This window comes from Tardiphaga sp. vice304 (genome assembly GCF_007018905.1).
Taxonomy (GTDB): domain Bacteria; phylum Pseudomonadota; class Alphaproteobacteria; order Rhizobiales; family Xanthobacteraceae; genus Tardiphaga.
The window spans coordinates 183,318-196,196 of record NZ_CP041402.1 but is presented as its reverse complement, the minus strand read 5'-3'; the positions used below and the strand labels follow the sequence as shown (position 1 = coordinate 196,196).

Genomic DNA, 12,879 nt, shown 5'->3' with positions numbered 1-12,879 from the left:
CGAACGCAATTACCGGGGGCAATGTGTAGTTCAACTTGAAAGTGTAGTTGCGCTGATGGGGCATGTGTTTTTGATGATGCCGCCGGTTACCGGTGATCTGATGTAGCAGCCTGTCGTCCCGGCAAGCTCGCGCGTCAGCGTGAGCGCAAGCCGGTACCCATACATGCTGGCGATCTGTTTTGGGCTGCTCTCGAAGCCGGCGTGTTAGCCGCGAGCGCGGAGGGTATCGGTCCCGGATCGGCGTTCGCTGCGCGAACTTGTCCGGGACGACATGAGCTACTTCCGCACGCAGATCACGCGCACGATAGACGCTTTCGCGTCGGTCGTGGCGTCGGAGGCGACCACGCCGTTGGCTTTCAGGAAATCTCGCGCGCTGTCGATCGGCAGCAGGGATGGTTGCAGCGTTGATGCCGCGGTTGGCAGGACGGCGACGATTTCCTTCAGTCGCAAAATGCCAAGCAGCTTGGCGTCTCCGCTGAAGAAGCCTGCGCCGGTGAAGCCCGTGCCGGGCGCCGGCGATAATACGAACTCGCCGCCCGCGCCGGTCGTCACTGCCGCCTTGACGACGCTGACGGCGGTCCCGCCATTCTGGCTCTGCGGATCGCTGATGCCAACCATGTCGCCGCTCTTCGGCGTACTGCTGCCAAGCCCCGCCGGCTTCAACCCGCGCGCGCCGTAGACGCGCAGCAGCGCGAGGTCGTGCATCTTGTCTTCGGCAGCCTTGTCGGCGTTGCCGTGGCCGGCGACCACGATGGACATGCAGCCATCGACTGCCTGGCGGTCGGTGACGATCGCGCCGTCGTCGCTGACGACGATGCCCGAGGCATATTCGACCTTCTTGCGCGGCGGCGGGCCTGCGGCCTGCGCCCCGGCGGGAAACGGATTGAACGCCGACGACATCGCGATCACCGCCGGCTCCATGGTGCCTTCCGTGGCCTGGTCGTAGAGGATGGTGAGGATACGCACCTCGTCGTCGCGGAAGGCGCCGCGGACGTAGAATTTCTTCAGTCCCTGCATGCCCGACAGCACGAAGAAATCCGGCTTGACCACGCTGTAATCGATGCGGCGGCCGGGCGGCTCCTTCTTCTCCTGATCGGCGAGCTTGGCGGTTGAGGGGGCGGCCTCTTTGCGGCGCGCGAGCTGAATCTGGATCGTGCCGCTGGCCGAACTCCATTTGCTGCCATTGGCGTCGCTGGCCTGTTGCGGCACCAGTTTCGTGGGCAGGCCGAGCCGGGCGCCGGTCACCATGTCGGTGACGATCTTCCAGCCGGCATTTTCCTGCCGCTTTTTCGCCGCCGCTCGCAGCAGCTCGCGTTCCTGTGGATTGAGCACGCCGGTCTGCTTGGCATTGTTGTATTTCTGGAACGTCTTGATTGCGCCGACCATGCGCTCCGAGACCTCGCCATTGATGGCGCCGTTATATTCGCCGGCCCAGGCGAGGTCCGACTGGATCGCCAGCCGCTCGGCCTGCGCCATCGCATTGGCGGTGTCGGCGGGGGTTTGCAGCGCCGGCCGGACCGGCACGGTGGCGACCGGCTTCGGCTTTGCGGCGGTTGCGGCGGGCGGCGCGGTCTGTGCCTGGGCCGCGGAGGCCGCCGCGATCATCCATGTTGCCGTCAGCCACGATCTCATGACATGTCCCAGGGAGATTGATCCGGCAGAATTGAAGCACATCTGCTGGGTCGGCAACAGCCGCGCGATGGTTCAACCCCCGTCATTGCGAGGAGCCCTTGCGACGAAGCAATCCAGTTCTTGCCGAGCTTGTGGCTTTCTGGATTGCCGCGTCGCTTCGCTAAGGGGAAAGCCAATTGGCTTTCCTTGACCTCGCAATGACGGCGGAGACGGCGGTGAGGAACATAAGGACGCAAGACACCATGTTGAGTGCCGACGAACTCGAACGCTATGCCCGCCACATCGTGTTGCGCGAGATCGGCGGCCAGGGCCAGGCCGCCTTGCAGCAGGCCAAGGTGCTGGTGATCGGCGCCGGCGGGCTAGGCGCGCCGGTGCTGATGTATCTGGCCGCGGCCGGTGTCGGCACGCTCGGCGTGGTCGATGACGACATTGTGTCGCTGTCCAACCTGCAGCGCCAGATCATCCACGCCACGCCGGATATCGGCGCCCGCAAGGTCGACAGCGCGGCGGCAAAAATTCATGCGCTCAATCCGAACGTGACATTCGTCGGCCACGGCGTCCGGCTCGATGCCGCCAATGCGATGGAGCTGCTGTCAGCCTACGATCTGATTCTCGATGGCTCGGACAATTTCGCGACGCGCTATCTGGCGTCGGATGCCTGCTATCTGGCGAAGAAGCCGCTGATCTCGGCGGCGCTCGGCACCTTCGACGGCTCGCTGACCACGCTTCGGCCGCACGAGACGAACGCGAGTGGCGTGCCGAATCCGACCTATCGCTGCCTGTTTCCCGAAGCGCCGCCTGATGGCACCGTGCCGAGCTGCCAGGAGGCCGGCGTGATGGGCGCGCTGGCCGGCGTGCTCGGCTCGATGATGGCGCTGGAGGCGATCCGCGAGATCACCGGGTTCGGCGAAGGGCTCGTCGGCCGCCTCCTGATGATGGACGCCCGCGCGATGCGGTTCGAGACGCTGCGCTACGCCCGCGATCCCGCCAATCCCCTCAATGGTGATTCGCCGACGATTCTTGATTTGAGCGCGTATCGCTGAGATCGCGTACGCGGTTCATACGCAGCCCTTCACCACGTCGCCCAATGCGGCAAAGTCGGCTTTCCGCGGCGAGGTCTTGCGGAACACCAGGCCGATGCTGCGGCCGGGCTGCGGGTTCTCCATGCGCAAAAATTTCACGCGCTCGTCGCGCTGCTCGACGTCGGCGGCGATCTGCGGGATCAGCGTGACGCCGTAGCCGGACGCCACCATCTGCATCACGGTCGAGAGGCTCGACGCCGCGAACGCCATGCCGGCCGCGCTGTTGCCGCTACCGCGCGCGGCCGTGGCGCAGAACGCCAGCGCCTGGTCGCGCAGGCAGTGACCGTCTTCCAGCAGGATCAGTCGGCCTTGGTCGATGTCGGCGGCCTTGATGCGGCGGTCGGCCGGGCGCGGATCGTCCGCCGGCACCGCCAGCAGGAACAGGTCGTCGAACAGTTTCAGCGTCTCGATCTCGGGCTCGCCGAGCGGCAGCGCCAGTATCGCCGCGTCCAGCCGGCCGCTCTTGATGTCGTCGATCAATTGCTTCGTCTGCGTCTCGCGTAATTCCAGCCGCAATTCGGGAAACTGTTTCTGCAGCACCGGCAGGATGCGCGGCAGCAGGTACGGCGCCAGCGACGGGATTACGCCGAGCGTCAGCCGCCCGGTCAGCACGCCGCCGCGGTGCCTCGCAAAATCCACCAGATCGCGCGACGCCGCCAGCACGTCCTCGCCGCGCCGCGCCACTTCGCGGCCGACATCGGTCAGCATCACGTCGCCGGGGCGACGCTCCACCACCTTGACCCCCAGCGTGCGCTCCAGATCCCGTATCTGCATCGAAAGCGCCGGCTGGGTGACGGCGCAGGCCTCCGCCGCACGGCCGAAATGGCCGTGTTTGGCGAGCGCGGCGAGGTAGCGAAGCTGGCGAAGCGTGATCATGTACGATAAGATAAACTGATCGAAGGTCGGAGACAAATCGACTGGACCTGATGTTAGATTTGTTCCAAGTTAATGTCACGAGCTCCGGCTAGGGTGACCATACGGTCTGCCCCCAATAGTTCGCTGCAAATTGCAAACACAGAGTTTTTGGACATCTGGCGTTGTCGTTACGGAGACGCGGCCTGCCGCCGTCGCCCGACAGTGCTTCCGCTTCAAATCGCCCGAAGGAGAGAACCATGGACCAGAAAACAGACGACGCCGGCAAGTGCCCGGTACCGCACGGCGCCGCGAGCAAGGGACCGAAGAGCAAGGCCTATCGCAACATGGACTGGTGGCCGGAGCATCTCGATATCGGCGTGCTGCACGCCATCCATCCGTCCGCCGATCCGCTCGGCGGCAACTTCAACTACGCCGAGGCATTCAAGACCCTCGACCTCGACGCCGTCATCAAGGACCTGCATGCCCTGATGACCGATTCGAAGGAGTGGTGGCCGGCCGATTTCGGTCACTACGGCGGGCTGTTCATTCGTCTGGCCTGGCACAGCGCCGGCACCTATCGCACCACCGACGGCCGTGGCGGCGCCGGTGGCGGCCAGCAGCGCTTCGCACCGCTGAATTCGTGGCCTGACAACGTCAATCTCGACAAGGCGCGTCGCCTGTTGTGGCCGATCAAGCAGAAGTACGGTAACAAGCTATCCTGGGCCGATCTGTTCGTGCTGGTCGGCAACGTCTCGCTGGAATCGATGGGCTTCAAGACCTTCGGCTTCGCCGGCGGCCGCGCCGACACCTGGGAGCCGGAAGAGCTGTACTGGGGTCCCGAAGGCAGCTGGCTCGGCGACGAGCGCTACAGCGGCGAGCGCGAACTGGCGGAGCCGCTCGGCGCCGTGCAGATGGGCCTGATCTACGTCAATCCGGAAGGCCCGAACGGCAATCCCGATGCGCTGGCGTCGGCCAAGGACATCCGCGAGACCTTCGCCCGCATGGCGATGAACGATGAAGAGACCGTGGCGCTGGTTGCCGGCGGCCACACCTTCGGCAAGACCCACGGCGCGGGCGATCCGTCCTTCGTCGGCGTCGATCCGGAATCCGGCGCGCTTGAGGATCAGGGCCTTGGCTGGAAGAGCAGCCATGGCACCGGCGTGGGCGCCGACGCCATCGGCAGCGCCCTGGAAGTGACCTGGACGCAGACCCCGACGCAGTGGAGCAACCACTACTTCGACAACCTGTTCAAATTCGAATGGGAGCTGACCAAGAGCCCCGGCGGCGCGCATCAGTGGGTGGCGAAGAATGCTGTTGCGGACATTCCGGATGCCTTCGATCCGTCGAAGAAGCATCTGCCGACCATGCTGACCTCGGATCTCGCGCTGCGCGTCGATCCGATCTACGAGAAGATCTCGCGCCGCTTCTACGAGAACCCCGACCAGTTCGCCGATGCCTTTGCGCGGGCCTGGTTCAAGCTGACCCATCGCGACATGGGCCCGGTCGCGCGTTATCTCGGCCCGCTGGTGCCCAAGGAAGTGCTGATCTGGCAGGACCCGATCCCGGCCGTCGATCATGAGCTGATCAACGACGCGGACATTGCGGATCTGAAGGCGAAGATCCTCGCCTCCGGCCTCAGCGTGCCGCAGCTCGTTTCGACCGCCTGGGCCTCGGCCTCGACGTTCCGCGGCTCCGACAAGCGCGGCGGCGCCAATGGCGCGCGCATCCGCCTCGCTCCGCAGAAGGACTGGGAGGTCAATCAGCCGGCCCAGCTCGCCACCGTGCTCGCCAAGCTGGAAGAGATCCAGAAGGCGTTCGGCAAGAAGGTGTCGCTGGCCGATCTGATCGTGCTCGGCGGCTCTGCCGCGATCGAGAAGGCCGCAAAGGATGCCGGCCAGAGCGTGACCGTGCCGTTCACGCCGGGCCGCATGGATGCGTCTGCGGAGCACACCGACGCGGCGTCGTTCGCGCCGCTCGAGCCGCGCGCCGATGCGTTCCGCAACTACGTCCACAGCAGCAAGAAGCAGTTCATGAAGCCTGAAGAGGCCATGATCGACCGTGCCCAGCTGATGAAGCTGACGGCGCCGGAAATGACGGTGCTGATCGGCGGGTTGCGCGTGCTCGGCGCCAATGCGGCGGATGCCAAACACGGCGTGTTCACCGGCAAGCCCGGCGTGTTGAGCAACGACTTCTTCGCCAACCTGCTCGACATCGACACCGTGTGGGCGAAGGCTGCCGGCCAGGACGGCATCTACGAAGGCAAGAAGCGCAACAGCAGCGAGGTCAAGTGGACGGCGACTGCCGTCGACCTGATCTTCGGCGCGCATTCGCAGCTCCGCGCGCTGGCCGAAGTCTATGCTTCGAGCGACGCCAAGGCGAAGTTCGTCAAGGACTTCGTCAAGGCCTGGACCAAGGTGATGAATGCCGATCGCTTCGAAGTGAAGGCAGAGCCGATGCTGCAGGCGGCGGAGTAGTTTTTTCTGCTGCTTGAGCGATGAGTGAAAAGCCCCCGCGAGAAATCGCGGGGGCTTTTTTCTTTTTCTTCCTTCTCCCCTTGTGGGAGAAGGTGGCCGCGCGAAGCGCGGTCGGATGAGGGGTAGTCAAGAGCTCGGAGCTTGCGGCACCCCCTCACCCGTCTCGACCGCTTCGCTGACCTTCTTCCCTCTCCCACAAGGGGAGAGGGAAGAAGGTCAGCGCGCGACCGCATCCCCGCCTTGCACCTCCCCCCGAATCTCCGCACAACTACGCCAGACCTCACCGGAGCCTTGCCATGATGAAACTCTACTGGTCGCCGCGCTCGCGCTCCTTCACCGCGCTGTGGCTGATGGAAGAAACCGGTGTGCCGTACGAGCGCGTGCTGACCGACATCTCCACCGGTGCACAGCGTTCGCTGGAATTTCTCACCGTCAATCCGATGGGCAAGGTGCCGGCACTGCAGGACGGCGAGGCGACGATGGCGGAAGCCGCGGCGATCTGTACTTACGTCGCGGAGCGCTATCCCGAGGCTAATCTCGCCCCGCCGCTTGGCGACATCCATCGCGCGAAATATCTCTACTGGCTGTTTTTCGCGCCGAGCTGCATCGAGCCGGCGATCGCGCAGCTCGCGGCCAAGTTCGAGATGAACTCGGTCGCCGCCGGCTGGGGCGACGCCAAGCGGGTGTTCGACGTGCTGGAAGCGGCCCTCGAGGAGGGACCGTGGATCCTCGGCGAAAAATTTTCCGCGGCCGACATCGCCATCGGATCCAGCCTCAGTTTCGCGGTGCGCCAGTTCAAGATGATCCAGCCACGGCCGTCGTTCGACCGCTATCTCGATCGCTGCGAGGCACGTCCAGCATTCCAAAGGGCGCAGGAATTTGCGTCGGGGCAGAAGCTGTAATTGCTCTTCCTTCCTTCTCCCCTTGTGGGAGAAGGTGGCGCGGACGAAGTCCGCGTCGGATGAGGGAGTACTGGGCGACGGCGTTTGTGGCACCCCTCACCCGTCCGCGCTGACGCGCGGCCACCCTCTCCCACCTAGCGAAGCTTCGCTTCGCGCGGGGGAGAGGGAAAGAAACAGCGTACCTACTCCGTCACATCCGCCTTCAGCGCGTCGGGATGCGGCATCGAGATGATATTGTAGCCGGAATCCACATAATGGATTTCGCCGGTGACGCCGCCGGACAGTTCCGAGAGCAGATACAGCGCGGTGCCGCCGAGCTCGTCCAGCGTGACGCCGCGGCCGAGCGGCGAGTGCTTCTGCTGGAACGCGAACATCGCGCGGGAATCGCCGATGCCGGAGCCGGCCAGCGTGCGGACCGGGCCCGCCGAGATCGCATTGACGCGGATGCCCTGGTGGCCGAAATCGACGGCGAGATAGCGCGTCGCGGCTTCCAGTGCTGCTTTCGCCACGCCCATCACATTGTAGTTCGGCATCACGCGGGTTGAGCCGCCAAATGTCAGCGTGATCATCGCGCCGCCCGGCTTCATCATCTCGGAGGCGCGCTTGGCGACTTCGGTGAAGGAGAAGCAGGAGATCACCATGGTGCGCGAGAAATTCGCGCGCGTGGTGTCGGCGTAGCGGCCCTTCAACTCGTTCTTGTCGGAGAAGCCGATCGCGTGGACGATGAAGTCGAGTTCGCCCCACTTTTCCTTCAGGGTGGCGAACACGGCGTCCACGCTGTCGATGTCCTCGACGTCGCAGGGCAGCACCAGTTCGGACTTCAGGGATTCCGCGAGCGGCCGCACGCGCTTGCCGAGGCCTTCGCCCTGATAGGTGAAGGCGAGCTCGGCGCCGTGGGCGTGCAGCGTTTTCGCAATGCCCCATGCGATCGAATGATCGTTGGCGACGCCCATGATGAGCCCGCGCTTGCCCTGCATTAGATTCGACATGTTGGCTACCGGCTCCGCGCCTTGCGCTGTAGGCCACCTCGCCCCGCGCTTGCGGGGGGAGGGTGGGGGTGAGGGGCTCTTCGAGCCGAAATATCAAAACCGTGAGGTGGGCATCGTGCCTCGCCCCTCACCCGGCACGCCGCTGGCGCGGCATGCTGACCTCTCCCCGCAAAGCGTGGGGAGAGGTCAGCGATCACGCATCGACGTGTTTGAAGACCAGCGTGGCGTTGGTGCCGCCGAAGCCGAACGAGTTCGACAGCACAGCGCCGAGTTTCGCATTGTCGATCCGCTTGCGCACGATCGGCATGTCGGCGAACACCGGATCCAGCTCGGTGATGTTGCCGCTCTCGCAGATGAAGCCGTTCTGCATCATCAGGAGCGAATAGATCGCCTCCTGGACGCTGGTGGCGCCCAGCGAGTGGCCGGTCAGCGCCTTGGTGGCGGAGATCGGTGGGCAGGCGTCACCGACGCCGAACACCTTGCGGATGGCCTGGATCTCCGGCGGATCGCCGGCCGGCGTCGAAGTGGCGTGCGGGTTGATATAGTCGATCTTGATGCCGCCGGTGGTGGCCAGCGCCATCTTCATGCAGCGCTCCGCGCCTTCGCCCGAGGGCGCGACCATGTCGTAGCCGTCCGAGGTCGCGCCGTAGCCGATGATCTCGCCGTAGATTTTCGCGCCGCGCGCTTTCGCGTGCTCGTATTCTTCCAGAACGATCACGCCGGCGCCGCCGGCGATGACGAAGCCGTCGCGGCTGATGTCATAGGGGCGTGAAGCGGTGGAGGGGGTGTCGTTATATTTCGACGACATCGCGCCCATCGCGTCGAACAAGACCGACAGCGACCAGTCGAGCTCCTCGCAGCCGCCGGCGAACACGATGTCCTGCTTGCCCCACTGGATCATCTCGTAGCCATTGCCGATGCAATGGTTGGAGGTCGCGCAGGCCGAGGAGATCGAATAGTTGACGCCCTTGATCTTGAACCAGGTGGCGAGCGTGGCGGAGGCCGTCGACGACATCGCCTTCGGCACCGCGAACGGGCCGACGCGCTTCGGCCCCTTGGTGCGGGTGATGTCGGCGGCTTCGACGATGGTGCGGGCGGAGGGACCCCCCGAGCCCATGATGATGCCGGTGCGCTCGTTGGAGACGTCAGAGGCTTCGAGGCCGGAATCCAGAATCGCCTGTTCCATCGCGACGTGATTCCACGCCGCGCCCTCACCGAGGAAACGCATTGCGCGGCGATCGATCATCTCCGACGCATTCAGCGTCGGCGCGCCCTGCACCTGCGAGCGGAAACCGAGCTCCGCGTACTTGTCGGCGCGCGTGATGCCCGACTTTGCCTCATGGAGGCTCGCAAGCACTTCCTGAGTGTTGTTTCCGATAGATGAGACAATGCCCATCCCCGTGACGACAACCCGCCTCATGATCGTCCCGCCCTCTAAAATCCGTGTTGTTGACTGGCCGTCGCCGATCGGTGACGGCCGTTGTGCAGCGCTGACTAGACTACGTTCCCGGCTGCAATGCGGCAGCAGCCTCCTGCTTGAACAGGCCGACCTTCAGGTCCTTGGCACGATAGATAATCTCGCCATCTGCCGAAAGCGAGCCATCGGCAATGCCCAACCACAATTTTGAGCGCATCACCCGCTTGACGTCGATGGTGTAGACCACCTTCTTGACGTTCGGGAGAACCTGGCCGGAAAACTTCAGCTCGCCGAGGCCGAGCGCGCGGCCGGGGCCGATGCCGCCGGACCAGCCGAGGAAAAAGCCGACCATCTGCCACATCGCGTCGAGACCGAGGCAGCCCGGCATTACCGGGTCGCCCTTGAAGTGGCAGGCAAAGAACCAGAGTTCCGGCGTGACGTCGAGTTCGGCGCGGATCAGGCCCTTGCCGAATTCGCCGCCATTGTCGTTGATCTCGGTGATGCGGTCGAACATCAGCATCGGTGGCAGCGGCAGTTGCGCATTGCCGGGGCCGAACAATTCGCCACGGCCGCAGGCCAGCAGATCCTCGTACTCGTAACTGCTGCGCTTGTCCTGAATCATGCCTTGGCTTTCCAACGTCGGTATCTGCATCCTGCGAACCCGCCGGGGTGGCCGGGACACGCAGAACTGGTTCAAATCAGGCAGTTATCGCCGGACCTGTCGCGCGCTCTCTATCATAGGCTTGGGGGGCGGCAAAGCGGCGGTTTCGGCGGCCGGATGGTACTGGCGGGGCGGGCCGACCCGATCGAGCTTCCCGGTCAGCGCATGGCTCCAGTTGCGAAAACCTTGCATCTGACGGCAGCCGGGCCTATAGAGAGAGGGCAGAGTGCGTGTTGGGCGCCGCAACGGCAGGGATCACCGACGTGGACATGAGTGACATTGCTTCGAACGGCAATACGTCGAGCGTCAGCAGTGACGCTGCTGCGGTTGCGGAAATCAACCGCGGTCGCCAGCCGGCGCTGACCGGCTGCCCTTGGCATGACGTCAATGAGATGCTGCAGTCGGTGGGCTTGCGCCCGACCCGCCAGCGCATGGCGCTGGGCTGGCTGTTGTTCGGCAAGGGCGCCCGCCATCTGACCGCGGAAATGCTCTACGAGGAAGCCTCCCTCGCCAAGGTCCCGGTATCGCTCGCCACGGTTTACAACACGCTGAACCAGCTCACCGATTCCGGCCTGCTCCGGCAGGTCAGCGTGGACGGCACCAAGACCTACTTCGACACCAACGTCACCGCGCATCACCATTATTACCTCGAGAACAACCACGAGCTGGTCGACATTCCCGATCCGCACATGGTGCTGCAGAAAATGCCCGACGTTCCCGAGGGCTACGAGATCAGCCGCATCGACATGGTCGTCCGGCTGCGCAAGAAGCGCTGAGCATCTCTGTCGTCCCGGCGAACGCCGGGACCCATAGACACCGTGATCTGTAATTTGAAGCGCCGTTAGCCGCGGCGCCTGTGCGCGTCTTTTTTCCTTCCTTCTCCCCTTGTGGGAGAAGGTGGCGCCGACGAAGTCGGCGACGGATGAGGGGTTTCTGGGCGACGGAGCTTGCGGCTACCCCTCACCCGTCTCGAACGCTTCGCGTTCGATCCACCCTCTCCCACAAGGGGAGAGGGAAGATCAGAGCCTGCTAAGTTCCCTCAATCGACCTTCTCGTCGGCATAGACGCCCCATAGCCGCTGCTGTTCGATCCAGCCGTCGAAGCCGGCGCCCATCACGCGGCACCAGCTGTTCTTGCAGCGCTTGACCTGTGCCACCACGCCGGCCTGCAGCCTGGCGGCCACCGGGCTGGTGGCATCCGGACTGTCATAGATCGAGGCAAGGTCATCCTTGTTCTTCATCGTCACCACCGCGGTGCGGCGGCCCGACAGCAGCGAGTGGTAGACCCAGCCCTCGGCGCCTTCAGAATCGCGCACCCGGCGCCAGTTCTCATATTCGGCGGTGATCTCCACCGGCAGGCCGGATTTGGTATAGACCCAGGCCACGTCATTGTCCTTGGTCGGGCCGGCGCGGACGTTCACATGGTCGGACTTCAGGCTGACATAGCGCGGCACCGGCAGCCCGCTGCCGCCCACCGGCACGTTGTTGGCCGCGTCCCGGGCGGCATCCCGCGCCGCCGAACCCGGTTGCACCGAAAGGCCGAGGCAAGCTGCCCCCAGCAACGCCGCACCCACCACACGCCTGAACGCCATTCGCCAACCTCAACCGATTCTATCCGCGTCGCCTCGTCATTGTCCTGGGTTCTTGTTTTGGCTCGGCCTTCTGCTAGAGAGGTCGAACGCCCAAGATGAAGCCCGGGACGCCAGAAGGCGTCCGGGGAACCCGGAGGAAACGGTGAGATCGCGCGGTCTCGGCAGTTTCGATCAACCGGGTTAATGCGGACTGAACAGCCGGGCCAAAGCGCGAGTGAGCAGCACATGTCGGTCAAGAAAAAACCCCTGGTCGTGGTCACCCGCAAGCTGCCGGACAGCATCGAGACGCGGATGCGCGAACTGTTCGACGCCCGCATCAATCTCGACGACACGCCGCTGACGGAAGCGCAATTGCTCGACGCGATGCGAACTGCCGACGTGCTGGTCCCGACCGTCACCGACGAGATCACCAAGGAACTGCTCGAACAGCCCGACCTCAAGGTCAAGCTGATCGCCAATTTCGGCAATGGCGTCGATAATATCGACGTCATCGCGGCGCAGGCGCGCGGCATCATCGTCACCAATACGCCGAAGGTGCTGACCGAAGACACCGCGGACATGACGATGGGCCTGATCCTCGCGGTGCCGCGGCGCCTGATCGAGGGCGCCTCGATCCTCACCGAAGGCAAGGACTGGCCGGGCTGGTCGCCGACCTGGATGCTCGGCCGCAGGCTCGGCGGCAAGCGGCTGGGGATCATCGGCATGGGCCGGATCGGCCAGGCGGTGGCGCGCCGCGCCCGCGCCTTCGGGCTGCAGATCCACTACCACAACCGCAAGCCGGTGGCCCCGGTGATCGCCGACGAGCTCGGCGCGACCTACTGGGATTCGCTCGACCAGATGCTGGCGCGAATGGACATCATCTCGGTGAACTGCCCGCACACGCCGGCCACCTTCCATCTGCTGTCGGCGCGACGCCTCAAGCTAGTGCGCAAGGACGCCTATATCGTCAACACTGCGCGCGGCGAGGTAATCGACGAGGAGACGCTGACCAAGCTGATCGAGTCGGGCGACATTGCAGGCGCCGGCCTCGACGTGTTCGAGCACGAGCCCGCGGTCAATCCGAAGCTGCTGCGGCTGGCGAAAGCCGGCAAGGTCGTGCTGCTGCCGCATATGGGATCGGCCACGATCGAGGGCCGCGTCGAGATGGGCGAGAAGGTCATCATCAACATCCGCGCGTTCCTCGACGGCCACAAGCCACGGGACCGGGTGTTTCCGGCGATGTTGTAGCTTTCAGTTGACGCAGCGACGCTGCAGCTCCTCCCGTTCGGCAAGGAGC

11 protein-coding genes are annotated in these 12,879 nt (G+C 64.6%); 5 read left to right on the top strand and 6 right to left on the bottom strand.

Annotated features, from left to right (window positions below):
- Window positions 1-276: 276 nt before the first annotated feature.
- Window positions 277-1,632 (bottom strand): serine protease, encoded by a 1,356-nt coding sequence (locus FNL56_RS00835; protein WP_143571206.1) that lies wholly within the window; start codon window positions 1,630-1,632, stop codon window positions 277-279.
- Between the two features lie 242 nt (window positions 1,633-1,874).
- On the opposite strand from FNL56_RS00835, the gene FNL56_RS00825 reads away from it, so the two are divergent.
- Window positions 1,875-2,675, top strand: a complete 801-nt coding sequence (locus FNL56_RS00825; protein WP_143571204.1) for a HesA/MoeB/ThiF family protein — start codon at window positions 1,875-1,877, stop codon at window positions 2,673-2,675.
- A 15-nt stretch (window positions 2,676-2,690) separates the two neighbouring features.
- Here FNL56_RS00825 and FNL56_RS00820 read toward each other — a convergent pair whose 3' ends face one another.
- Window positions 2,691-3,590: a LysR substrate-binding domain-containing protein gene (locus tag FNL56_RS00820; RefSeq protein ID WP_143571203.1), complete on the bottom strand. Its 900-nt coding sequence runs from the start codon at window positions 3,588-3,590 to the stop codon at window positions 2,691-2,693.
- A gap of 236 nt (window positions 3,591-3,826) precedes the next feature.
- Between FNL56_RS00820 and katG the strand changes: the two genes are divergently transcribed.
- Both katG and FNL56_RS00810 read left to right on the top strand, forming a co-directional pair.
- The gene (katG, locus tag FNL56_RS00815) at window positions 3,827-6,043 is read left to right on the top strand and encodes a catalase/peroxidase HPI (RefSeq protein WP_143571202.1); all 2,217 of its coding nucleotides are present in this window, start codon (window positions 3,827-3,829) and stop codon (window positions 6,041-6,043) included.
- Window positions 6,044-6,339: 296 nt separating this feature from the next.
- Window positions 6,340-6,945, top strand: a complete 606-nt coding sequence (locus tag FNL56_RS00810) for a glutathione S-transferase family protein (RefSeq protein ID WP_143571201.1) — start codon at window positions 6,340-6,342, stop codon at window positions 6,943-6,945.
- A gap of 182 nt (window positions 6,946-7,127) precedes the next feature.
- Here FNL56_RS00810 and fabI read toward each other — a convergent pair whose 3' ends face one another.
- The 3 genes from fabI to fabA all read right to left on the bottom strand — a co-directional run bounded on the left by fabI (window position 7,128) and on the right by fabA (window position 9,970).
- A complete protein-coding gene (fabI, locus tag FNL56_RS00805) occupies window positions 7,128-7,934 on the bottom strand; it encodes an enoyl-ACP reductase FabI (RefSeq protein WP_143571200.1) in 807 nt (268 codons plus the stop codon).
- Between the two features lie 193 nt (window positions 7,935-8,127).
- Complete coding sequence (gene fabB / locus FNL56_RS00800) at window positions 8,128-9,354, bottom strand: beta-ketoacyl-ACP synthase I (protein WP_143571199.1); 1,227 nt, start codon at window positions 9,352-9,354, stop codon at window positions 8,128-8,130.
- 79 nt (window positions 9,355-9,433) lie between these two features.
- Window positions 9,434-9,970, bottom strand: a complete 537-nt coding sequence (fabA, locus tag FNL56_RS00795) for a 3-hydroxyacyl-[acyl-carrier-protein] dehydratase FabA (RefSeq protein WP_143575969.1) — start codon at window positions 9,968-9,970, stop codon at window positions 9,434-9,436.
- A gap of 311 nt (window positions 9,971-10,281) precedes the next feature.
- Between fabA and irrA the strand changes: the two genes are divergently transcribed.
- Window positions 10,282-10,788 carry an iron response transcriptional regulator IrrA gene (gene irrA, locus FNL56_RS00790; RefSeq protein ID WP_294941631.1) on the top strand — a complete coding sequence of 169 codons (507 nt, stop codon included), beginning with the start codon at window positions 10,282-10,284 and terminating at the stop codon, window positions 10,786-10,788.
- Window positions 10,789-11,051: 263 nt separating this feature from the next.
- Here the strand turns inward: irrA and FNL56_RS00785 are convergent, their stop codons facing one another.
- Window positions 11,052-11,603, bottom strand: coding sequence for an SH3 domain-containing protein (locus tag FNL56_RS00785; RefSeq protein ID WP_143571198.1), 552 nt, complete (start codon window positions 11,601-11,603; stop codon window positions 11,052-11,054).
- Between the two features lie 225 nt (window positions 11,604-11,828).
- On the opposite strand from FNL56_RS00785, the gene FNL56_RS00780 reads away from it, so the two are divergent.
- Window positions 11,829-12,830, top strand: a complete 1,002-nt coding sequence (locus tag FNL56_RS00780; RefSeq protein ID WP_143571197.1) for a 2-hydroxyacid dehydrogenase — start codon at window positions 11,829-11,831, stop codon at window positions 12,828-12,830.
- Window positions 12,831-12,879 lie beyond the last annotated feature (49 nt).

Excerpts from the sequence above, each read along its gene's own strand:
- FNL56_RS00820 (WP_143571203.1), bottom strand. The coding sequence starts at position 3,590 with ATGATCACGCTTCGCCAGCTTCGCTACCTCGCCGCGCTCGCCAAACAC.
- fabB (WP_143571199.1), bottom strand. The coding sequence starts at position 9,354 with ATGAGGCGGGTTGTCGTCACGGGGATGGGCATTGTCTCATCTATCGGA.
- FNL56_RS00810 (WP_143571201.1), top strand. The coding sequence starts at position 6,340 with ATGATGAAACTCTACTGGTCGCCGCGCTCGCGCTCCTTCACCGCGCTG.
- FNL56_RS00780 (WP_143571197.1), top strand. The coding sequence starts at position 11,829 with ATGTCGGTCAAGAAAAAACCCCTGGTCGTGGTCACCCGCAAGCTGCCG.
- katG (WP_143571202.1), top strand. The coding sequence starts at position 3,827 with ATGGACCAGAAAACAGACGACGCCGGCAAGTGCCCGGTACCGCACGGC.
- FNL56_RS00785 (WP_143571198.1), bottom strand. The coding sequence starts at position 11,603 with ATGGCGTTCAGGCGTGTGGTGGGTGCGGCGTTGCTGGGGGCAGCTTGC.
- fabI (WP_143571200.1), bottom strand. The coding sequence starts at position 7,934 with ATGTCGAATCTAATGCAGGGCAAGCGCGGGCTCATCATGGGCGTCGCC.
- irrA (WP_294941631.1), top strand. The coding sequence starts at position 10,282 with ATGAGTGACATTGCTTCGAACGGCAATACGTCGAGCGTCAGCAGTGAC.
- FNL56_RS00825 (WP_143571204.1), top strand. The coding sequence starts at position 1,875 with ATGTTGAGTGCCGACGAACTCGAACGCTATGCCCGCCACATCGTGTTG.
- FNL56_RS00835 (WP_143571206.1), bottom strand. The coding sequence starts at position 1,632 with ATGAGATCGTGGCTGACGGCAACATGGATGATCGCGGCGGCCTCCGCG.